Below are 21,258 nucleotides of genomic sequence, written 5' to 3'. Positions count from 1 at the left end.
GCTAAAGCCTTGGTCTGTCTCTACGCCTAGGATTCCCCATCATGCGCCTGTCGCGCTTTTTCCTGCCCACGCTGAAGGAAGCCCCTTCGGACGCCCAGATCGTTTCGCACCAGCTGATGCTGCGCGCCGGCATGATCAAGCAGGAGGCCGCCGGCATCTACGCCTGGCTGCCGCTGGGCCTGAAGGTGCTGCGCAAGATCGAGCAGATCGTGCGCGAGGAGCAGGTGAGAGCGGGGGCTGTCGAGCTGCTGATGCCGACCCTGCAACTGGCGGACCTGTGGCGTGAGAGCGGCCGCTACGACGCCTATGGCCCCGAGATGCTGCGCATCACCGACCGGCACGAGCGCGAACTGTTGTACGGCCCCACCAATGAGGAGATGATCACCGACATCTTCCGGGCCTATGTGAAGTCCTACAAGTCGCTGCCGCTGAACCTGTTTCACATCCAGTGGAAGTTCCGCGACGAGCGCCGCCCCCGCTTCGGCGTCATGCGCGGTCGCGAGTTCCTGATGAAGGACGCCTATTCCTTCGACGTGGACGAGGCTTCGGCCCGCAAGGCCTATAACCGCATGTTCGTGGCCTATCTGAACACCTTCGCCCGCATGGGGCTGAAGGCCGTGCCGATGCGCGCCGACACCGGCCCGATCGGCGGCGACCTGAGCCACGAGTTCATCGTCCTGGCCGAGACGGGCGAGAGCGCCGTCTTCTGCGACAAGGCCCTGGTCGAAATGCCGGCGCCGGGTGCGGACGTGGACTGGGATGATCTTCAGTCAATCGTTGATCAGCGAACCGCGCTCTACGCCGCGACCGAGGAAATGCACGACGAAGCCCGGTTCGAGGCTGAGACCGCCGAGGGCGACCGCCTGTCGGCGCGCGGCATCGAGGTCGGCCACATCTTCTATTTCGGCGAGAAATATTCGGCCCCGATGAAGGCGAAGGTCGCCGGACCCGACGGCCAGGACGCCAATGTCCACATGGGCAGCTACGGCGTCGGCGTGTCGCGTCTGCTGGGCGCCATCATCGAGGCCAGCCACGACGAGGGCGGCATCATCTGGCCTGACGCCGTCGCCCCGTTCGACGTGGTCGTGATCAATCTGCGCGCCAATGACGCCGCCGTCTCCGCCGCCTGCGAGGACGCGGTGGCCCAGCTGGAAAAACTCGGCAAGGACGTGCTGTACGACGACACCGACGAACGGCCGGGCGGCAAGTTCGCCACCGCCGACCTGATCGGCGTGCCCTGGCAACTGACGATCGGCCCCAAGGGTTTGGCGGACGGCGTGGTCGAGCTGAAGCGTCGCGCCACCGGTGAAAAGGTCTCCGTCCCCCTGGCCGAAGCGATCGAAAGGCTCACGGCTTGACCGCGCCCGCCCGCGCCTCCGGCCCCTTCTCCGCCTGGGAGATCGGTCTCGCCCTCCGCTACCTGCGCGCCAAGCGCAAGGAGGGCGGGGTGGCGACCATAGCGGTGATCAGCTTCATCGGCATCATGCTGGCCGTCGCCGTGCTCATCAGCGTCATGAGCATCATGTCCGGCTTCCGTGCGGAACTGCTGGGCCGGATGCTGTCGTTCAACGGCCATATGTACGTCCAGGGCCCGGTCCTGACGTCGGAAGATCGGGACGCCGCCCTGAAGCGGATCGCCGCCGTGCCGGGCGTGGCCAGCGTCACCCCTCTGAACGAGAGCCAGAGCCTGGTCCGGGTCGGCAACTTCACCACGGGCGCCATGGTGCGCGGCGTGCGGCCCCAGGACCTGGCCACCACCAAATATGTCTTCGACAGCCTGACGCCCCAGGAGCGGGCGAACTTCGGCAAGGGCGCCTATGGCGGCGACCGCATCCTGATGGGCGCGGCCCTGGCCAATTCCCTGGGCCTGCGGGTCGGCGATCCCGTCACCCTCTATTCGCCCACCGGAGCCGATAGCGCCTTCGGCAATCTGGGCGGGCTGGAAAAGACCTATTTCGTCGGCGGTCTGTTCCGCTCGGGCACGGCCGATTTCGACCGCGCCTTCCTGTTCATGCCGCTGGAACAGCAGCAGCTCTTCTTCGGGAAGGAAGGCGTGTGGGACGCGATCGAGATCAAGGTCGATGACCCCGACCGGGTCGGCGAACTGACCCCCGCCATCCGCGACGCGGCCGGGCCGGGCTCGGTCGTCAGCGACTGGCGCGAGCGTCTGGCCGCCTTCTACGGCGCCCTGAAGGTCGAGCGGGTGGCGATGAGCATTATCCTGGGTCTGGTGGTCGCCATCGCAGCGATGAACATCATCTCCGGCATCGTCATGCTGGTGAAGAACAAGACGCGCGACATCGCCATCCTGCGCACCGTCGGCGCCAGCCAGTCGTCGATCCTGCGGGTCTTCTTCATGTCCGGCGCCCTGATCGGCGTGGCCGGGACCGTAGCGGGTCTGGTGCTGGGCCTGCTGTTCTGCTGGAACATCGGCGCCATCCAGCACGCCCTGGAAGCCATCCTGGGGGTCCAGCTGTTCAACGCCGACGTCTATCAGCTGGACGCCATTCCGGCCCTAGTCGATCCCGTCGACGTGACCTGGGTCGCCCTGCTGTCCTTCAGCATGAGCTGCCTGGCCAGCCTGCCGCCGTCGTGGACGGCCTCGCGCATCGATCCCGTGGAGGCGCTCCGCTATGAGTAGTCCCATCCTGTCGGTGCGCGGCCTGACCCGCACCTATGACACCGCGAGCGGCGGTCTGACTGTGCTGAAGGGCGTGGATCTGGACGTCATGCCGGGCGAGATCGTCGGCCTGATCGGTCCCTCGGGCTCGGGCAAGTCCAGCCTGCTGCACGCCGCCGGCCTGTTGGAAAGGCCGACCGAGGGCACGGTCGCCATCGACGGCGAAATGGTGGGCGATCTGGACGAGCGCGCCCGCACCCGCCTGCGTCTGTCGCGCATCGGCTTCGTCTATCAGTTCCACCATCTGCTGGCCGAGTTCGACGCGCGCGACAACGTCGCCCTGCCGATGCGGATCGCGGGCATGGGCCAGGTCCAGGCCCGCAAACAGGCCGAGGAGACCCTGACCGCTCTGGGTCTGGGCGAACGTCTGACCCACCAGCCGGCCCAGCTGTCGGGCGGCGAGAAACAGCGTGTCGCCATCGCCCGCGCCCTGGCCAACCGGCCCCGCCTGCTGCTGGCCGACGAGCCGACCGGCAATCTGGATCCGACCACCAGCCAGTCGGTGTTCGAATCCCTGCGCGACCTGGCCAAGACCACGGGCGTCGCCGCCCTGATCGCCACCCACAATATGGAGCTGGCCGGCCACATGGACCGCGTCTTCGCCCTGAAGGACGGCCATCTGGAAGAACGGGCGGCCCAGAGCCAGACCTACTGAGCTAGGCCTACTGAGCTAGGTTCAATCGACATTCAGCTTACTGCGGTCAGGCCGCTCTTCCCGCGTCACAGGCCTTGATGCGGCGAGCGGGTTCATCACAGCGATCACGGCGGATCCACAACGGTCACGACGCCATAGGAAGCGCCGTGTCCGCCGTGACCTCGTCGTGCCCCGTTGTGATGAACCCATCCTCAATCGGCGTTCCGCCGCCAGACGTTTTTCCCTTCCGCTGACGCGGGAAGGAAGACCGACACTCAATGGAAGACCGGCACTCAATGGAATAGAGTCTTCAACGCCCGAGGCGCTTCTCCTGGGTTGGCGGCTGCGCGCCGCCCGGCAGGACGGCGGCAGGCCCAATGTCGATTGGCCCTAGGCCTACTGAAGGCCCGCCTGCCTCACCCCACAGCCGCGTCGCCCCAGATGGCGCGCAGGCTTTGCGGTCGGCGGCAGCCCTGGCGGTAGGCTTCGTAGTGGGCGCGGTGGCGGCGGGCGTAGTCCTGGTGCTCCGGGCCGGCGGGCCAGAACCGCTGAGCCCCGACGACCGGGGTGGTGAAACTCTTGCCCAAGACGCGCATCGCCGCGTCGCGCGACGCGACCGCCGTCGCACGCTGATCCGCCGTGGCGAAGACGGCCGTCCGGTATGACGGTCCTCGATCACAGAACTGTCCGTCCGGATCGGTCGGATCAATGGTGCGCCAGTAGCGGTCGACCAGGGCGCGATAGCTGACGACGCGCGGATCGAAGGTGACCTGGACCGCCTCCATATGGCCGGTCCCGCCGCGAACCACCTGCTCATAGGTCGGACGGGCGGTATGGCCGCCGACGAAGCCCGACACGGCCGAGCGAACGCCGGGCAGGCCGTCGAACGCCTTTTCCTCCGACCAGAAACAGCCGCCGGCGAAGACCGCCGTCTGAAATCGAGGCGCGTCGCGGGCCTGGGCGTCGGCCGCCGCCCGGGGCAGGGCGAGCAGGACGAGGCCCGCGACAATGGCCCCGACGCCGGTCGGGCGAGCCCTGGATTTGAGCATGGTGGTCTCCTTGCTTCCTCTGCATACGACAGGCGCGCGCGGATGGTTTCGCACGAACCGTCCCTGTGGATAAGTGTGGGGTTGACGCGAACAAGGGGTGAACATAGAACAAGACGGGAACATTATTCATTGGGGATGAACCGTAATGCCGCGTCTGATGAGAGACCTGTTGTCGTTGGCCTCGTGCGGGGGCTTCGTCTGGATGGTCTGGACCCTGGCCTTCAGCGTCACCGCCGCCTGAGATCGGACGGAGCGCCGGACAGTCCGACTGTCGGCTTTCAATAGATCAAAGACTTAGGCGGAGGTTTCGGACAGATCGGACAGTTCGGACACTGTTTTTTCCCCGACCGGCCCAAGCCTCTATCCACAGCTGGGGCCGAGATCGGCCGTCTCTGGGGCGGTTTGCGGTGTCCCCGCGCGCGACGATGTGAGACTCGGTCCAAGGTGGCGTATGCGCCCTAATCGGCGACGCGAGAGGCGGAAGGTGCAGTGAGCGAAACGGTGAACAGTCAGGGCTTCGTCCATCTGCGGGTCCGCTCGGCCTATTCCCTGCTGGAGGGCGCGATCAAGGCCGGCAAGCTGGGCAAGATGGCGGCCGAGGCGGGCATGCCGGCGGTGGCGATCACGGACCGGTCCAACCTGTTCGGCGCCCTGGAGTTCAGCCAGTCCACGAAGGACGCCGGGGTCCAGCCGATCGTCGGCTGCGCCCTTCCGGTCCTGGGGATCGGCGGTCAGCAGGCCGTGCGCTGGGCCAAGACGCCGACGGTGGTTCTGCTGGTCCAGAGCGAGACGGGCTGGCGCAATCTGTGCGCCCTGTCCTCGGCGGCCTATCTGGAGGCCGGCGAGATGGCCGAGCCGGGCGTGGCCTGGAGCATGGTGGCGGCCCGCTCCGAAGGTCTGATCCTGCTGTCGGGCGGCCCCGACGGCCCGATCGATCCCCTGTTCGCCCAGGGCAAGTTCGGGGAGGGCGCCGCCGCCTTGTCGACGATGAAGTCCGTCTTCGGCGACCGTTTCTATGTCGAGCTTCAGCGCCACGGCCTGGAGGACGAGCGGCGGGCCGAGCCGGGTCTGGTCCAGTGGGCCTATGACAATGACGCGCCCCTGGTCGCCACCAACGACGTCTATTACGCCAAGGCGGCCCAGGCGAAGTCCCACGACGCCCTGTTGTGCATCGCCGACGGCGCCTTCACCGGCCAGGAGGACCGCCGCCGGATCACCGGCGAACACTGGTTCAAGTCGGCCGAGGCCATGCGCGACCTGTTCGCCGACCTGCCCGAGGCTTGCGACAACACCATCGACATCGCCCGGCGCTGCGCCTTCCTGGTCAAGACCCATGCGCCCATCCTGCCGCGCTTCGACACCGGGGCGGGGCGGTCCGAGGCCGACGAACTGGCCCACCAGGCGCGCGAGGGGCTGAAGCTCCGTCTTCAGCAGGTCCCGCCCGCCGTCCCGGAGGAAGACTACTGGACCCGGCTGGAATGGGAGGTCGGCATCATCCAGCAGATGGGCTTCCCCGGCTATTTCCTGATCGTGTCGGACTTCATCAAATGGGCCAAGGAGCACGGCATCCCGGTGGGGCCGGGGCGGGGCTCCGGGGCCGGGTCGCTGGTCGCCTGGTCCCTGACCATCACCGATTTGGACCCCTTGCGGTTCGGCCTGCTGTTCGAACGGTTCCTGAACCCCGAACGGGTCTCCATGCCCGACTTCGACATCGACTTCTGCCAGGAGCGGCGCGAAGAGGTGATCGACTATGTCCAGGCCCACTACGGCAAGGACCGGGTGGCCCAGATCATCACCTTCGGCACGCTTCAGGCCCGGGCCGTGCTGCGCGACGTCGGCCGGGTGCTGCAGATGCCGTTGGGCCAGGTCGACCGGCTCTGCAAGATGGTGCCGAACAATCCGGCCAATCCGGTCACCCTGGCCCAGGCCATCGAGCTGGAGCCGCGGCTGAAGGAGGCGAGGGACGCCGAACCGGCGGTGCGCACCCTGTTGGAGACGGCGCTGGAGCTGGAGGGGCTGTACCGCAACGCCTCGACCCACGCCGCCGGCATCGTCATCGGCGACCGCCCCCTGGTCGAGCTGGTGCCCCTGTACCAGGACCCGCGCTCCACCATTCCGGCCAGCCAGTTCAACATGAAGTGGGTCGAGCCGGCCGGTCTGGTCAAGTTCGACTTCCTGGGCCTGAAGACCCTGACGACCCTGGACCGGGCGCACGGCTATCTGTCCCGGCGCGGCGCCGCTCCGGTCTGGAACCAGCTGCCGCTGGACGACGCCAAGACCTATGAGCTGATGGCTTCGGGCCAGACGGTCGGGGTGTTCCAGCTGGAATCCCAGGGCATGCGCGACACCCTGCGCAAGATGCGCTGCGGCTCCATCGAGGAGATCACCGCCCTGATCTCCCTCTATCGGCCGGGGCCGATGGAGATGATCGACACCTATATCGACCGGAAGTTCGGCCGGGCCGAGGTCGACTATCTGCACCCCAGTCTGAAGGAGGTGCTGACCGAGACCTACGGCGTCATCATCTACCAGGAACAGGTGATGAAGATCGCCCAGATCCTGGCGGGCTACAGCCTGGGCGAGGCCGACCTGCTGCGTCGCGCCATGGGCAAGAAGAAGAAGGAGGAGATGGACTTCCAGCGGGCGCGCTTCATCAAGGGCGCCCTGGAAAAATCCGTCCCCGAGAGCCAGTCGGGCTCCATCTTCGACCTGGTGGCCAAGTTCGCCGGCTACGGCTTCAACAAGTCGCACGCCGCCGCCTACGCCCTGATCTCCTTCCAGACGGGCTGGCTCAAGGCCAATCATCCGGTGGAGTTCTTCGCCGCCTCGATGAGCCTGGATCTGTCGAACACCGACAAGCTGGCGGTCTTCTACCAGGACGCCAAACGGTTTGACGTCCCGGTCCTCCCGCCCGACATCAACCGCTCCTCGGCCGACTTCGACGTGGCTTGGGAGGAGGGGCGAGGGTCTGTCCTTTATGCGCTCGGCGCCATCCGCAACGTGGGGCTGGAGGCCATGCGCCACGTCATCGAGGTGCGCGAGACCGGCGGCCGCTTCGCCGACATCTTCGACTTCCTCGAGCGGGTCGATCCGCGCAGCGTCAACAAGCGGGCGCTGGAAGGCCTGGCCAAGGCCGGGGCCTTCGACAGCATCCACCCGAACCGCCGCCAGCTGGTCGAACAGGCAGACGTCCTAATGGCCTATTGCCAGAGCGTGGCGGCCGAGCGCGCCTCGTCCCAGGTCAGTCTGTTCGGCGGAGACCAGGCCCATGTGGGACGGCCCCGTCTGAAGAGCGTCGAGCCCTGGGTCGGGCCGGAGCGTCTGGATCACGAACTGTCGGCCGTCGGCTTCTATCTGTCGGGCCATCCGCTGGACGAGATGAGTTCGGCCCTGAAGCGCAAGCGCGTCACCTTCGTCGCCGAGGCCATTCCCCTGGCGGAGGGCGGCCATGAAGCCTTTCAGATGGCCGGTGTGGTGCGTCGGCGGCAGGAACGGGCCAGCGCCCGCACCGGCGAGAAGTTCGCCTTCGTCACCTTTTCGGATCCGACGGGCGAGTTCGAATGTCTGTTCCCGCCCGAACAGCTGCGCAAATGCCGCGAGGTGCTGGAGCCCGGCGCCACCGTCATGGTGCGCGTGCGCGCCAAGGCGTCCGAGGGCGAGGTGCGGTTCTTCGGCGACGACGCCAGCCGGATGGACAATCTGCTGGATGACGCCAACATCGGCCTGCGGATCCACGTCTCGGCCCGCAGCGCCGACGCCGAGGCCCTGAAGACGCGTCTGGAGCGGGCCCGATCCGGCGCCATCGGCAAGGGCGGGGAGATCGCCCTGGTCGCTTCGCTGGACGGTCGTCAAGAGGTCGAGATCAAACTGCCCGGCCGTTATCGTCTGGACGGCGCCCTGCGCGGCGCGCTGAAGTCCGCGCCCGGCGTCCTGATGCTGGAGGACGCCTGATGTCGGCTTGCGGTCTGATCCTCGCCCTGAGTCTGGCGGGGGCCGATCCTTCGAGCGCTCCGCCCCTCCAGCCGATCACCGCCTCAAGGAGTCAGACCATGTCCCACGCCGTCGGAACCTTCGAGGTTCAGATCACGCCGATCGCACCTGAAGAAGACGCGCCCGCCGGCGCGCCCGGCCGGATGCGTTTGACCAAGACCTTTCACGGGGATCTGCAGGGCGAGGGCGCGGGCGAGATGCTGGGGCTGCTCAAGGACGGCTCGGGCGCCTATGTCGCCATGGAGCGGGTGTCCGGCGTTCTGGAGGGGCGACGCGGCGCCTTCGCCCTGGTTCATCGGGGCGTCATGGAGGCGGGGGCTCAGGATCTTCTGATCACCATCGTTCCCGGTTCCGGCGAAGGCGAGCTGGCTGGGATTGCGGGCGTCTTTCATCTAAAGATCGAGGGCGGCCTCCACCGCTACGAGCTGCAATACAGCCTGCCATAAGGCATCAACATACAGCCAAGCCTATGGTTAAGCTTATGAATTTTCGGAACCTGAGGGGAGATTGACGGGTTTTGGCGGTCCACAGGGAGACTGTTCCATGAAAAATCTCGTTCTCGCCGGCGCCGCGTCGTTGGCTCTTCTCGCGGCCTGTAACCAAGGCGGCGACACTGCGGCCCAGAACACCGGCGAAGCCGTGAACGCCACCCAGGACGCGACGTCCGGCATGGTGGGCCAGACTTCGGCGGCCACCCTGGGCGCCAATACGGTGGAGGGCTTCGTCACCAATCTGGCGGTCGGCAACATGTATGAGATCGAGGCCGCCAAGATCGCCCAGGCCAAGTCGAACAACGCCGACGTCAAGGCCCTGGCCGCCATGATCGAGAAGGATCACATGGCCGCGGGCGACAAGCTGAAATCGACGGCTGCGACGGCTGCGCCGGACGTGACCGTGCCGACCATGCTGGACCAGCGCCGCCAGGGTCTGATCGACAATCTGAACGCCGCCGCCCCGGACGACTTCAACAAGGTCTATCTGGACCAGCAGGTCGCGGCCCATAACGAAACCCTGACCCTGTTGAACGGCTTCTCCGACAACAGCGACGCCCCGGCCCTGGCCACCCTGGCGCGGGAGATGATCCCGACCATCACCACCCACCGCGACCGGGCTCAGGCCTTGGTCAACGGCATGTAAGACGGTCCTAGGATCGCAGGTGGAAGGGCGGCTCTTGACGGGGCCGCCCTTCGTCCTGTTCACGCCGCGCTTGCTATTGCGGGCCATCCCGACTACATGGCCCCCGCACTTCGCAACGCGGGCGAGGCGCGGTTCGGGGAGACATCCCGCTCCGCTCCATTCCGAGGGTCTTTCAGACCTTTAATCCCCGCGCCACGTTAGATCGGAAAAAGGACTGAACGATCATGGCTCTGCCTGAATTCTCGATGCGCACCCTGCTGGAAGCGGGCGCCCACTTCGGCCACCAGACGCACCGCTGGAACCCGAAGATGGACCGCTACATCTTCGGCTCGCGCTCGAACATCCACATCATCGACCTGTCGCAGACGATGCCGCTGTTCCACCAGGCCCTGGTGGCGGTGCGCGACGTCGCCGCCAAGGGCGGCCGCGTCCTGTTCGTCGGCACCAAGCGCCAGGCCGCCGAGCCGGTCGCCGAAGCCGCCAAGCGCTGCGCCCAATACTATATGAACAACCGCTGGCTGGGCGGCACCCTGACCAACTGGCGCACCGTCTCGGGTTCGATCGCTCGTCTGCGCGAGCTGGAAACCATCCTGGCCAACGGCGGCGAAGGCCGGGTCAAGAAGGAGCTGCTGAACCTGCAGCGCGAGAAGGACAAGCTGGAACTGTCGCTGGGCGGCATCAAGGACATGGGCTCCATTCCGGACATCATGTTCGTGATCGACACCAACAAGGAAGCGATCGCGATCCAGGAAGCCCGCAAGCTGAACATCCCGATCATCGCCATCCTGGACACCAACTCGGACCCGGACGGCATCACCTATCCGGTGCCGGGCAATGACGACGCCGCCCGCGCCATCCAGACCTACTGCGACCTGATCGCCGACGCCGTCCTGGACGGTCTGGCCGCCGGCGCCTCGGCCTCGGGCATCGACCTGGGCGCCTCGGAAGCCCCGGTCGAGCCGATGCTGCGCGAAGCCTCGGCCCCGGCCGAAGCCGAGCCCGCGCCGGCCGGTACGGAAGCGGTCGCCGAAGAGCTGCTGGCCTCGGACGACGCCTCGGCCAATACGGCGGCTCTGGACGCGGTCGAGACCGAACAGGCTGCGGGCTGAGGCCCGACGGCCTTCAAGACGAGGGCCGTGCGTTGAACTGACACACGGCCGGGCTAAGTCAGCCCGGCCGTTACCACATACGAATCCCCCAAGGAGAAGAACATGGCCGAGATCACTGCCGCCCTCGTGAAGGAACTTCGCGAGCGTTCGGGCGTCGGCATGATGGACTGCAAGAAGGCCCTGCAGGAAAATGACGGCAATATCGAAGCCGCCATCGACTGGCTGCGCGCCAAGGGCCTGTCCAAGGCCGCCAAGAAGGCTGACCGCGTCGCCGCTGAAGGTCTGGTGGCCGTGGCGTCCAAGGAAGACGGCAAGGGCGAAGTCGCCGCCGCCATCGAGTTCAATGCGGAAACCGACTTCGTCGCCCGCAACGAACTGTTCCAGAACGCCGCCAAGGCCTTCGCCCAGCTGGGCCTTGAGCACCACACGGTCGAGGCTCTGCACGGCGCCGAGCTGGAAGCCGGCAAGACGGTCCAGGACGAGGTGACCAACCTGATCGCCACCGTCGGCGAAAACATGCAGCTGCGCCGCGCCGCCCGCCTGTCGGTGTCGGAAGGCGTGGTCGCGACCTATGTCCACAACGCCGTTTCTCCGGGCGTCGGCCGCATCGGCGTTCTGGTGGCTCTGGAAGGCGAAGGCGACAAGACCGCCCTGCGCGACCTGGGCCGCAAGATCGCCATGCACGTCGCCGCCACGGCGCCGCTGTCGCTGAACACCGACGATCTGGACCCGGCCGCCATCGAAAAGGAACGCGCCGTCCTGATCGAAAAGGCCAAGGAAGAGGGTCGTCCCGAAGCCATGATCGAGAAGATCGTGGAAGGCCAGATCAACAAGTTCCAGAAGGACGTGGTGCTGACCAAGCAGCCGTTCGTGATGGATCCGGACGTGACCATCGAACAGCTGGTCGCCAACTCGGCCAAGGAACTGGGCTCGTCCAACCTGCACCTGGCGGGCTTTGTCCGCTTGGCTCTGGGCGAGGGCGTGGAGAAGGTCGAAGGACCCGATTTCGCGTCGGAAGTCGCCTCCATGATGGGCGGAAACTAAGACCCTTTCCCTCATTCGTGAGGGTTTTGTATCAGAGGGGCGCGTTCGGCTTTGATGGCCGGCGCGCCCTTCGTCTATAAGAAGTCGCCTGATTCAACGGCGCCGCAGACAACGGACCACACCGCATGCCCGACGCCCCGTCGAACTTCCGCTACAAGCGCGTCCTGCTCAAGGTGTCCGGCGAGGTGCTGATGGGCGACCAGGCGTTCGGCGTGGACATGAAGACGGTGGACACGGTCGCCAAGGCCGTGGCGCAGGTAGCGGCCGAGGGCGTGGAAATCTGTCTGGTGATCGGCGGGGGCAACATCTTCCGCGGCCTGTCCAAGGCGGCGGCGGGGATGGAGCGGGCCCAGGCCGACTATATGGGCATGCTGGCTACCATCATGAACGCCCTGGCCATGCAGTCGGCGCTGGAGAAGATCGGCGTCTCCACCCGGGTGCAGAGCGCCATTCCGATGGCCGCCATCGCCGAACCCTACATTCGCCGCCGCGCCCTGCGTCACCTGGAAAAGGGCCGGGTGGTGATCTTCGCCGCCGGGGTGGGCGCACCCTTCTTCACCACCGATTCCGGCGCGGCCCTGCGCGCCGCCGAAATGGGCTGCGACGCCCTCTTGAAGGGCACCAGCGTGGACGGCGTCTATACGGCCGACCCCAAGAAGGACCCGACCGCGACCCGCTATGACACCCTGACCTATCAGGACGTTCTGGCCAAGGACCTGCGGGTGATGGACGCTTCCGCCATCGCCATGATGCGCGATACGGGCATTCCGATCGTCGTCTTCTCCATTCGCGAAGACGATTCCCTGCGCCGGACCCTGACGGGCGAGGGCACCTGCACGATCATCCAGCACCGCGGCTGATCGTTCGGACGACGAATAGAGACGAGAGAGACCAAGACCATGGCCAAGCCTGACGTGAAGACCTACCGCGACCGCATGGACAAGGCGGTCGCCGCCCTGAAGGAAGAGTTCAGCGGCCTGCGGACCGGACGCGCCAACGCCGGCCTCCTGGAGCCCGTGCGGGTCGAGGCCTATGGCTCGACCTCGCCGCTGACGGCCGTCGCGGCCATCAGCGTGCCCGAGCCGCGCATGATCACGGTCAATGTCTGGGACAAGGGGATGGTGGTCTCGGTCGAAAAGGCGATCCGCAACGCCAATCTGGGCCTGAACCCCATCGTCGACGGCCAGACCCTGCGTATTCCGATCCCGCCCCTGACGGAGGAACGCCGCAAGGACCTGGTCAAGCTGGCGGGCAAGTACGCCGAACAGCAGAAGATCGCCGTTCGCAACGTCCGCCGCGACGCCAATGACGACTTCAAAAAGGCCGAAAAGGCCGGCGAGATCAGCCAGGACGAACAGAAGAAGCTGGAGACCGAAGTTCAGAAGGAGACGGATGCGGCCATCAAGCGTATCGACGAAGCCTTGAAGACCAAGGAACAAGAGATCATGCAGGTCTGACGGACAGACCGGGCCTGATGGGATCGTAAGACAGATGACGGCAGACAGCGCCGCGCCTTCAGGCTCGCGTCCTCCCGCTGGACCGCGCCATGTCGCCATCATCATGGACGGCAACGGTCGCTGGGCGAAGGCGCGCGGGCTGCCGCGCGCCGTGGGCCATCGCGAGGGCGTCCAGGCCCTGAAGCGCACCATCCAGGCGGCGCCGGATCTGGGCATCCAGTGTCTGACCGTCTTCGGCTTTTCGACCGAGAACTGGAGCCGCCCCCCCGACGAGGTCTCGGACCTGATGGGGCTGGTGCGAACCTATGTCGCCAGCGATCTGGCCCGTCTGGAAAAGGCGGGCGTGCGCCTGAGGGTTCTGGGCCGTCGCGAGGGCCTTCCGGCCGACATCGCCGCCATCATCGAAAGGGCCGAGGCCCAGACCGCGCACAATGATCGGTTCCTGCTTCAGGTCGCCTTCAACTACGGCGGCCGCGCGGACCTGATCGACGCCGCCCGTCGCCATATGCAGCGGATGCTGGCCGGCGAGACGATCGAGCCGATCGGCGAGGCCGACATCACCGACGGCCTGGCCACGGCGGGCTCGCCGCCGCTGGACCTGATCATCCGCACCTCGGGCGAGCAGCGGCTGTCGAACTTCCTGCTGTGGGAAGCCGCCTATGCCGAACTGGTGTTTCAGGACGTGCTCTGGCCCGACTATGGACCGAAGGCGCTGGAGGAGGCGGTGCTGATCTTCCGGCAGCGCGAGCGCCGCTATGGCGGTCGTGCGGTCGAGCCTGCGCGCGTGTCGGCCTGATGGCGGTCAAGGGACGCGACATCGCCTTGCGGGCCGCCTCCGCCGCCGTCCTGGCGCCGGCCGCCGTGGCGGCGACCTGGATCGGCGGCGTCTGGTTTCTGGCCCTGATCACCGCCGCCGGCGTGGTCCTGGCCTTTGAATGGGCGGCGATGAGCGCCCCGCATGCGCGACGCCTGATCGGCGGGGCCGTCAGCCTGGGCGTGGTCGCCGCAGTGGTCAGCGCCTATTTCGGCGTCATGTCGGTCGCCTTCGTGATGTTGGTTTTCGGCGCCGCCGCCGCCGGCCTCTATGCGCGCAGCCGGGGGCAACAGGCCTTGGACGCCGCCTATGGGGTCCTCTATCTGGGCTGGCCGTCGGTCCTGCTGATCTGGTTGCGGGACGTGGACGCCACGGTCGGCCTGCATTGGACGGTGCTGGTCTTCGCCGTCGCCTGGTCGGCTGACATCCTGGCCTATCTGGCCGGATCGACCTTCGGCGGGCCCAAGCTGTGGCCCCGCTTTTCGCCCAACAAGACCTGGTCCGGCTTCGTCGGGGGCATACTGGCGGGCGCCGTCGCCGGAGCCGTCATGACGGCCTGGTTCGACATGGGGCGGTTGACCGTCTTCTGGGGCGGCGTGCTGGGTCTTGCGGCCGCCCTGGCGACCATGGCGGGCGACCTGTGGGAATCGGGCCTGAAGCGGCGCTTCGGGGTGAAGGACGCGGGCAACACCATTCCCGGCCACGGCGGCCTGCTCGATCGGGTGGATGGGCTGATGTTCGCCGTCGTGGTCGTCGCCGTCGGACGGCTGATCGTTCTGATGGTCGAGCGGGGCGCGTCTTGATCCGCCGTCGCGTCTCCGTTCTGGGCTCTACGGGCTCGGTGGGTTCGTCCACCCTGGACCTGATGGACCAGGCCGAGGCGGGCGGAGCCGCCGCCTTTGAGGTCGAGGCCCTGACGGGCGGATCGAATATCGCCCGGCTGGCTGAACAGGCCCGGCGCTGGAAGCCGCGTGTGGCCGTGACCGCCGACGCCGCGCGTCTGGACGAGCTTCGCGACGCCCTGGCCGGCACGGACGTGGCGGCGGCGGCGGGAGAGGCGGCGGTCGTCGAGGCGGCGAGCCGTCCCGTCGACTGGGTCATGGCCTCCATCGTCGGGGCGGCGGGGCTGAAGTCGGCCTGGGCGGCGGCCGACACCGGCGCGACCCTAGCCCTGGCGAACAAGGAAAGCCTGGTCTGCTGCGGCGCGACCCTGATCGAGCGCGTGAACCGGGCGGGGGGACGTCTGATCCCGGTCGATTCCGAACATTCGGCCATCTTCCAGGTGTTTCCGGCCGAGGCGCCGGAGCGGGTGGCCAAGCTGGTGCTGACGGCCTCAGGCGGGCCCTTTCGCCAGACTCCGCGAGCCCAGATGGTCGGGATCACGCCGGAACAGGCCGTGGCCCACCCCAACTGGAGCATGGGCGCCAAAATCTCGGTCGACAGCGCGACCATGGCCAACAAGGGGTTGGAGATGATCGAGGCGGCCTATCTGTTCGCCATGCCCGCCGATCGGATCGACGTCGTGGTCCACCCCGAATCGATCATCCATAGCCTTGTGGAATATGTGGATGGTTCGACCCTGGCCCAGATGGGCCCGCCGGACATGCGCACACCGATCGCCTGCGCCCTGGCCTGGCCCGACCGGATCGCCTGGCCCGCGCCCAAGCTGGACCTGCCCGAGCTGGGGCGGCTGACGTTCGAAGCGCCGGATCTGGCGCGTTTTCCGGCCTTGGACCTGGCCCGTCAAGCCCTGAAGGCGGGCGGGGCGGCGCCGGCGGTGTTCAACGCCGCCAATGAGATGGCGGCCTTCGCCTTTCTTGACCGCAAGCTGGCCTTTCTCAATATTGCCGCAGTCGTCGCCGAAACCCTTGAGCGTGCGATGAAAGCGGGGATGGTGTTCGGCTCTGGAGACGCCTGCAGCGCGGCCCTTTCGGTCGATGCTGAGGCGCGACGGATCGCCGGATCCATTATCGCCGGACTGGCGAACGCGGCCTGATCGGCCAGGGGAGACGATTTACGATGCTGGGCGCCCTGGGTCAGATCCTGATCTATATCGTGCCGTTCCTGCTGGTGCTGACCTTCATCGTCACCATCCATGAACTGGGCCATTTCCTGGTCGCCCGCGCCTTCGGCGTGAAGGTGGATCGGTTCGCCATCGGCTTCGGCCGGGCGATCTTCAGCCGCACCGACCGCCACGGGATCGAATGGCGGCTGGGTTGGATGCCGCTCGGCGGCTACGTCAAATTCTCCGGCGATCTGGATGCATCCAGCGTGCCCGATCAGGCCGGGCTGGCCGAACTGCGCCAACGCCTGGTCGCCCAGGGCGGTGCGGGGGCCGAACGCGACTACTTTCATTTCAAACCCGTCTGGCAGCGCGCCCTGATCGTCGTCGCCGGCCCGGCGGCCAACTTCATCCTGGCGATTTCGATCTTCGCCCTGGTCTTCATGACCATCGGCACGCAGATCCGGCCGGCGCGGGTGGCCCAGATTCAGGCCGGTTCCCCCGCCGCCGCCGCCGGATTCCAGGTGGGCGACCTGATCACCGGGGTCAACGGCCGCACAGTGCGGGACGGGGGAGAGGTGACCCAGACGGTCATGCTGTCCACCGGCGACCCGGTTCGCTTCACCGTCGAGCGCGGCGCGCAGACGGTGGAACTGGTGGCGGTGCCGGAGCGCCGGGAAGAAAACGATCCGATCGCCGGCCGCATCAAGGTGGGTCGGATCGGCCTGGGGCTGGGCGCCAGCCGGGCCGATGTCCGCCATCTCCGCTATGGGCCGCTCGAGGCCGTGACCGAGGGGGTGCGTCAGACCGGCGAAATCATCGGCTCGACCCTGACCTATCTGGGGCGGCTGGTCACGGGTCGGGAGTCGGGCGATCAGTTCAGCGGACCGCTGGGGATCGCCAAGGCGACCGGCGCCCTGACCACGGCGGCGGTGGAGGCCGATCCCGCGCCTCAGGCGATGGCGCTCAACCTCCTTCTCACCCTGACAAGCTTCGCCGCCATACTTTCGATCGGAATCGGATTTCTAAATCTTTTGCCCATTCCGGTTCTGGACGGCGGCCACCTGCTTTTCTACGGCTATGAAGCCGTGGCGCGGCGACCCGTGGCGGCGCGGTATCAGGAGATGGGCTATCGCGCAGGTCTTGCGCTTCTGGCGGGATTTATGTTGTTCGCGACGTGGAACGACCTACAGAAGCTCAACCTCTTCCAATTCCTCGGCGGGCTCGTCTCGTGAGCCGACGCCAGCCCCCGATGGTTTTCAGAATGAACGACATGAAATCTCGCGCCGCCGTCCGACTGAGCGCCCGATCCAGCCTCCTGGCGCTGGCCGTGGCCGCGGGCTTTTCCGCTCCCGCCCTGGCTCAGTCGGCTCCGGCGCCCGCTGCCGAGGGCGCGGCCCCGCAACAGCCGCCGCGCGTCGAGGTCGCAGCGCCCCAGGCCCTGACCGTCAATCGGATCATCGTCCAGGGCGCCCAGCGGATCGACCAGACCACGGTCCTGTCCTATCTGCCGATCCGCCCCGGCGACACCGTCGACGCCGCCGTGCTGGACGTGGCCGTGCGCACCCTGTCGCGGACCGGCCTGTTCGCCGACGTGCAGTTGGGCGTGCAGAACGGCGACCTGATCGTCCAGATCGTCGAAAACCCGATCATCAACCAGGTGGTGTTCGAGGGGAACAGCGCCGTCTCTCAGGACAAGCTGACCAAGGAGGTCACTCTCCAGCCGCGCGGCATCTACACCCGCGCCAAGGTTCAGGAGGACGTCGGCTCCATCGTGGAGCTTTATCGTCTCCAAGGCCGGATATCCGCGACGGTCACGCCCAAGCTGGTTCAGTTGGAGCAGAACCGCGTCGATGTGATCTTCGAGATCAACGAAGGACCGCAGACTGGCATCAGCGCCATCAATGTCCTGGGCAACAAGGCCTTTTCGGACAACGACGTCCGCGACGTCATGGTGACGGAGCGGTCGCAGTGGTGGAAGTTCTTCTCCAACAACGACAATTACGATCCCAACCGCCTGGAGTACGACCAGGAGCAGCTGCGCAAATTCTACACCAACCGCGGCTATTACGACTTCCGCATCATTTCGTCGGTTGCGGAACTTCAGCCGGATAATCAGGCCTTCCAGATCACCCTGACGCTGAACGAAGGCGACAAGTACAACTTCGGCAAGATCGACGTGGTCACTCAGAACGACCGCCTCAACGCCCAGTTCCTGAAGGCCCTGGTCCCGATCCGCGAAGGCCAGCTGTACGAAAGCGACAAGATCGAACAGGCGGTCGACGCCTTGACCTTTGCGGCGGGATCGGCCGGCTACGCCTTCGTCGAGATCAATCCGACGTACCGCGCCAATCCCGACACCGATACGGTCGACGTCACCTTCAACGTCTCAGAAGGCCAGCGGGTCTACATCGACCGCATCAATGTGGTCGGCAACACCCGCACCATCGATCCCGTCATCCGGCGCGAGCTGATGCTGACCGAAGGCGACGCCTTCAACCGCGCCCTGATGGAACGGTCGCGCAACAATCTGCGCGCGCTGGGCTTCTTCAAGGACGTGACGATCGAAGAGACCCGCGGCAGCGCCCCGGACCGGAGCATCGTCAACGTCAACGTCCAGGAACAGCCCACCGGCGAACTTTCGGTCGGGGCCGGCTTCAGCTCGGTCGATTCCTTTACGGTGAACCTGGGCATTTCAGAGCGGAACTTCCGCGGTCGGGGCCAGAACGTCGTCGCCCGGCTGGAGTGGGGTTCGCTGCGTCAACAGGTCGACTTCCGCTTCACCGAGCCGAAATTCCTGGGCCGCGATCTGCGCGCCGGGTGGGACCTGTTCCACTCGCGCTATGACCTCAGCGAATATTCCTCCTACGACTACCGTTCGACCGGCGGCGGCTTGCGTCTGACCTATCCGCTGAACGGCAATATGTGGCTCAGCACCCGCTACTTCCTGAAGTCCGACGAAATCATCGTCCCGACCGGCTATTGCAACACCAGCGGCAGCGGCTCTTCGGCCCTGTGCGACCAGGTCGGCAGCTACATCAACTCGTCTGCGGGCTATACGCTTCAGATGAACTACACCAACGATCCGATCCGGCCGACGCGCGGCTGGTCCGGCTCCTTGCGTCAGGACTTCGCGGGCCTGGGCGGCGACGTCAACTATGTGAAGACCGAGGCGGACGCCGCCTGGTACTACGGCATCACCCCGCGCTGGATCGTCAGCCTTCAAGGCTCCACCGGCTATGTCAGCGGCTGGAACGGCGACCCGATCCGCATCAACGATCGCTTCTTCAAGGGCGGCAACAGCTTCCGCGGCTTCGAAACCGCCGGCATGGGGCCGCGCGACCTGGACACCACCGACGCCCTGGGGGGCAACTTCTACGCCATCGGCACCGTCGAACTGACCGTGCCCAACTATCTGCCCGAACAGTACGGCATCAAGACCTCGCTGTTCGCCGACGTCGGCACCCTGGGAGTTCTGGATGACCGCTATAAGCTGACCTCGACCGGCACGGTCGACACCACCATCGCCGACGAGCTGTCGCTGCGGGCTTCCGCCGGCGTCAGCATCCACTGGAAGTCGCCGATGGGCCCGATCCGGTTCGACATCTCAAAGGTCCTGTCCAAGGAAGACTACGACAAGACGGAATCCTTCCGCTTCTCGACCTCCACCCAGTTCTAAGGAAGCGACGCAAAAAAGCGCTCGCAGAGGAATACCTATGAAAGCTCTGATCATCGCCGCCACGGCCGCCGCCTCGCTGGTCGCCACCGCCGCCTCGGCCCAGACGGCCGCGCCGGCCAACCCCGGTCCGGTCATTCCGGGCGTCTGCGTCTATTACAACGCCCGCCTGCTGGCCCAGTCGGCCGCCGGTCAGGCGGTCGAGGCCCGCATGCAGCAACTGGCCCAGGAGGTTCAGGGCGAGCTCCAGCCCTACGCCACCGCCATCCAGTCGGAAGCCCAGCAACTGCAAACCTCGGGCGCTAGCCTGCCGGCGGATCAACTGCAACAGCGCCGTCAGGCCCTGCAGCAGCGCGCCCAGGAGGCCCAGCAGCTGGAAGCCACCCGCGAGAACGAGCTGCGCTACACCCTGGCCATGCAGCGCCAGGCCATCACCGAGGCCGTCTCGCCGATCCTGACCGCCCTCTATCAGGAAAAGGGCTGCGGCCTGCTGCTGGACCGCGAGAGCGTCTTCATGATGAACCCGGCCATGGACCTGACCGACGCGGCGATCCAGCGGCTGAACACGGCCCTGCCGACCCTGTCGTTCAACCGCATGCCGGTGCCGGCGCAGCAGCCGCAACAGCCGGCCGCCGCCAACTAAGGCCCTCATGCCCGATTCCCGCTTCTTCGAAACCCTTTCACCCCTGTCCGTCGTCGAACTGGCGGCCAAGACCGGGGGTGAGGCGGTCCGAGGCGGGGACCGGATGATCGGTTCCGTCGCGCCCCTGTCCTCTGCGGACGGGGGCGCGATCGCGTTTATGGGCGACCGCAAGTTCGTGGCGGCCCTGGCGGCGACACAGGCGGGCTGCGTCATCGTGCCGGAACAGGCGGTGGGCTCGGTTCCGGCCGAGGCGGCGGTGATCGTCTCGCGCACGCCCCAGGCCTCCTGGGCCATGGCCTCGGCCCTGCTGCACCGCCCGTTGAGCCTGGACCGCGCCATCGCCCCGTCTGAGGCGTCCGAGGACGACAGCGTGGTGATCGAACCCGGCGCGGTTCTGGGCGAGGGCGTCCGCATCGGCTGCGGCACGCGCATCGGCGCCAATACCGTCATCGGCCCGGGCGTGCAGATCGGCCGGGACTGTGTGATCGGTTCGAACGTCACCGTCGGCTTCGCCCTGATCGGCGACCGGGTGAAGCTCTACGCCGGCGCCCGCATCGGCGAGGCCGGCTTCGGCGCCACCGGCACGGCGGCCGGCGCCATGGACATTCCCCAGCTGGGCCGCGTGATCTTGCAGGACGGCGTGACGGTCGGCGCCAACAGCTGCATCGACCGCGGCGCCTATGACGACACCGTCATCGGCGAGAACACCAAGATCGATAATCTGGTCATGGTGGGCCATAACTGCGTCATCGGCCGCAACAATCTGATGGCGGCCAATACGGGGATCTCCGGCTCCGTGACCAGCGGCGACAATGTCATCTTCGGTGGCAAGGCGGGGATCGGCGACCATCTGACGATCGGCGAAGGCGCGCGGGTGGCGGCCGGCGCGGGGGTGCTGGCGGACATTCCGCCGGGCGAGACCTGGTCCGGCTATCCGGCCCGCCCGATCCGACAGTTCTTGCGTGAAACCGTCTGGCTCGCCAAACAGGCGTCTTCAAAGAAGGCCCCAAGGGAATCATAGGG

General features: G+C 66.7%; 18 protein-coding genes. 17 read left to right on the top strand and 1 reads right to left on the bottom strand.

What is annotated here, in order from left to right; translation table 11 throughout:
* Window positions 1–41 precede the first annotated feature (41 nt).
* The 3 genes from proS to GGQ93_RS06010 are packed head-to-tail and all read left to right on the top strand — an operon-like array spanning window position 42 to window position 3,335.
* The gene (gene proS / locus GGQ93_RS06020; RefSeq protein WP_183215748.1) at window positions 42–1,358 is read left to right on the top strand and encodes a proline--tRNA ligase; all 1,317 of its coding nucleotides are present in this window, start codon (window positions 42–44) and stop codon (window positions 1,356–1,358) included.
* Window positions 1,355–2,641: a lipoprotein-releasing ABC transporter permease subunit gene (locus tag GGQ93_RS06015; RefSeq protein WP_183215746.1), complete on the top strand. Its 1,287-nt coding sequence runs from the start codon at window positions 1,355–1,357 to the stop codon at window positions 2,639–2,641. Before proS ends, GGQ93_RS06015 begins: the two co-directional genes overlap by 4 nt.
* Window positions 2,634–3,335: an ABC transporter ATP-binding protein gene (locus GGQ93_RS06010; protein WP_183215736.1), complete on the top strand. Its 702-nt coding sequence runs from the start codon at window positions 2,634–2,636 to the stop codon at window positions 3,333–3,335. The genes GGQ93_RS06015 and GGQ93_RS06010 overlap by 8 nt, the downstream gene beginning before the upstream one ends.
* A 395-nt stretch (window positions 3,336–3,730) precedes the next feature.
* Here GGQ93_RS06010 and msrA read toward each other — a convergent pair whose 3' ends face one another.
* On the bottom strand, window positions 3,731–4,363 hold the full coding sequence (gene msrA / locus GGQ93_RS06005) for a peptide-methionine (S)-S-oxide reductase MsrA (RefSeq protein WP_183215734.1): 633 nt from the start codon (window positions 4,361–4,363) through the stop codon (window positions 3,731–3,733).
* 489 nt (window positions 4,364–4,852) lie between these two features.
* On the opposite strand from msrA, the gene dnaE reads away from it, so the two are divergent.
* From dnaE to lpxD, 14 genes are all read left to right on the top strand, one after another.
* Window positions 4,853–8,314 (top strand): DNA polymerase III subunit alpha, encoded by a 3,462-nt coding sequence (gene dnaE, locus GGQ93_RS06000; RefSeq protein ID WP_183215727.1) that lies wholly within the window; start codon window positions 4,853–4,855, stop codon window positions 8,312–8,314.
* A 98-nt stretch (window positions 8,315–8,412) separates the two neighbouring features.
* A complete protein-coding gene (locus GGQ93_RS05995; protein ID WP_183215720.1) occupies window positions 8,413–8,799 on the top strand; it encodes a DUF3224 domain-containing protein in 387 nt (128 codons plus the stop codon).
* 97 nt (window positions 8,800–8,896) lie between these two features.
* Complete coding sequence (locus tag GGQ93_RS05990) at window positions 8,897–9,490, top strand: DUF4142 domain-containing protein (RefSeq protein WP_183215718.1); 594 nt, start codon at window positions 8,897–8,899, stop codon at window positions 9,488–9,490.
* Window positions 9,491–9,714: 224 nt separating this feature from the next.
* Window positions 9,715–10,599 carry a 30S ribosomal protein S2 gene (gene rpsB / locus GGQ93_RS05985; RefSeq protein ID WP_182714651.1) on the top strand — a complete coding sequence of 295 codons (885 nt, stop codon included), beginning with the start codon at window positions 9,715–9,717 and terminating at the stop codon, window positions 10,597–10,599.
* Window positions 10,600–10,701: 102 nt separating this feature from the next.
* Window positions 10,702–11,643, top strand: a complete 942-nt coding sequence (tsf, locus tag GGQ93_RS05980) for a translation elongation factor Ts (protein WP_183215716.1) — start codon at window positions 10,702–10,704, stop codon at window positions 11,641–11,643.
* A gap of 125 nt (window positions 11,644–11,768) precedes the next feature.
* A complete protein-coding gene (pyrH, locus tag GGQ93_RS05975; RefSeq protein WP_182714653.1) occupies window positions 11,769–12,503 on the top strand; it encodes a UMP kinase in 735 nt (244 codons plus the stop codon).
* A 39-nt stretch (window positions 12,504–12,542) separates the two neighbouring features.
* A complete protein-coding gene (gene frr / locus GGQ93_RS05970; RefSeq protein WP_054765556.1) occupies window positions 12,543–13,100 on the top strand; it encodes a ribosome recycling factor in 558 nt (185 codons plus the stop codon).
* Between the two features lie 34 nt (window positions 13,101–13,134).
* Window positions 13,135–13,896 carry a polyprenyl diphosphate synthase gene (gene uppS, locus GGQ93_RS05965; protein WP_054765557.1) on the top strand — a complete coding sequence of 254 codons (762 nt, stop codon included), beginning with the start codon at window positions 13,135–13,137 and terminating at the stop codon, window positions 13,894–13,896.
* A complete protein-coding gene (locus tag GGQ93_RS05960; RefSeq protein ID WP_183215714.1) occupies window positions 13,896–14,717 on the top strand; it encodes a phosphatidate cytidylyltransferase in 822 nt (273 codons plus the stop codon). The genes uppS and GGQ93_RS05960 overlap by 1 nt, the downstream gene beginning before the upstream one ends.
* Entirely contained in the window at window positions 14,714–15,910 is a 1,197-nt protein-coding gene (gene dxr, locus GGQ93_RS05955; protein ID WP_183215712.1) for a 1-deoxy-D-xylulose-5-phosphate reductoisomerase, read from the top strand. The genes GGQ93_RS05960 and dxr overlap by 4 nt, the downstream gene beginning before the upstream one ends.
* Before the next feature lie 23 nt (window positions 15,911–15,933).
* A complete protein-coding gene (locus GGQ93_RS05950; RefSeq protein WP_183215710.1) occupies window positions 15,934–17,151 on the top strand; it encodes a M50 family metallopeptidase in 1,218 nt (405 codons plus the stop codon).
* A 29-nt stretch (window positions 17,152–17,180) separates the two neighbouring features.
* Entirely contained in the window at window positions 17,181–19,595 is a 2,415-nt protein-coding gene (gene bamA / locus GGQ93_RS05945) for an outer membrane protein assembly factor BamA (RefSeq protein ID WP_054765561.1), read from the top strand.
* 37 nt (window positions 19,596–19,632) lie between these two features.
* Window positions 19,633–20,235, top strand: a complete 603-nt coding sequence (locus GGQ93_RS05940) for an OmpH/Skp family outer membrane protein (RefSeq protein ID WP_054765562.1) — start codon at window positions 19,633–19,635, stop codon at window positions 20,233–20,235.
* 7 nt (window positions 20,236–20,242) lie between these two features.
* Window positions 20,243–21,256 carry a UDP-3-O-(3-hydroxymyristoyl)glucosamine N-acyltransferase gene (gene lpxD / locus GGQ93_RS05935; RefSeq protein ID WP_152950089.1) on the top strand — a complete coding sequence of 338 codons (1,014 nt, stop codon included), beginning with the start codon at window positions 20,243–20,245 and terminating at the stop codon, window positions 21,254–21,256.
* The last annotated feature ends 2 nt before the right edge of the window (window positions 21,257–21,258 follow it).

This window comes from Brevundimonas aurantiaca (genome assembly GCF_014199955.1).
Taxonomy (GTDB): domain Bacteria; phylum Pseudomonadota; class Alphaproteobacteria; order Caulobacterales; family Caulobacteraceae; genus Brevundimonas; species Brevundimonas aurantiaca.
Note: the sequence above shows the minus strand (reverse complement) of the source record. Positions and strands in the feature narration are given on the sequence as shown.

Bases quoted from the DNA above. Each gene is read 5' to 3' on its own strand.
- proS (WP_183215748.1), top strand. From the start codon at position 42: ATGCGCCTGTCGCGCTTTTTCCTGCCCACGCTGAAGGAAGCCCCTTCG.
- GGQ93_RS06010 (WP_183215736.1), top strand. From the start codon at position 2,634: ATGAGTAGTCCCATCCTGTCGGTGCGCGGCCTGACCCGCACCTATGAC.
- msrA (WP_183215734.1), bottom strand. From the start codon at position 4,363: ATGCTCAAATCCAGGGCTCGCCCGACCGGCGTCGGGGCCATTGTCGCG.
- GGQ93_RS05995 (WP_183215720.1), top strand. From the start codon at position 8,413: ATGTCCCACGCCGTCGGAACCTTCGAGGTTCAGATCACGCCGATCGCA.
- GGQ93_RS05990 (WP_183215718.1), top strand. From the start codon at position 8,897: ATGAAAAATCTCGTTCTCGCCGGCGCCGCGTCGTTGGCTCTTCTCGCG.
- rpsB (WP_182714651.1), top strand. From the start codon at position 9,715: ATGGCTCTGCCTGAATTCTCGATGCGCACCCTGCTGGAAGCGGGCGCC.
- tsf (WP_183215716.1), top strand. From the start codon at position 10,702: ATGGCCGAGATCACTGCCGCCCTCGTGAAGGAACTTCGCGAGCGTTCG.
- pyrH (WP_182714653.1), top strand. From the start codon at position 11,769: ATGCCCGACGCCCCGTCGAACTTCCGCTACAAGCGCGTCCTGCTCAAG.
- frr (WP_054765556.1), top strand. From the start codon at position 12,543: ATGGCCAAGCCTGACGTGAAGACCTACCGCGACCGCATGGACAAGGCG.
- uppS (WP_054765557.1), top strand. From the start codon at position 13,135: ATGACGGCAGACAGCGCCGCGCCTTCAGGCTCGCGTCCTCCCGCTGGA.
- GGQ93_RS05960 (WP_183215714.1), top strand. From the start codon at position 13,896: ATGGCGGTCAAGGGACGCGACATCGCCTTGCGGGCCGCCTCCGCCGCC.
- GGQ93_RS05950 (WP_183215710.1), top strand. From the start codon at position 15,934: ATGCTGGGCGCCCTGGGTCAGATCCTGATCTATATCGTGCCGTTCCTG.
- bamA (WP_054765561.1), top strand. From the start codon at position 17,181: ATGAACGACATGAAATCTCGCGCCGCCGTCCGACTGAGCGCCCGATCC.
- GGQ93_RS05940 (WP_054765562.1), top strand. From the start codon at position 19,633: ATGAAAGCTCTGATCATCGCCGCCACGGCCGCCGCCTCGCTGGTCGCC.
- lpxD (WP_152950089.1), top strand. From the start codon at position 20,243: ATGCCCGATTCCCGCTTCTTCGAAACCCTTTCACCCCTGTCCGTCGTC.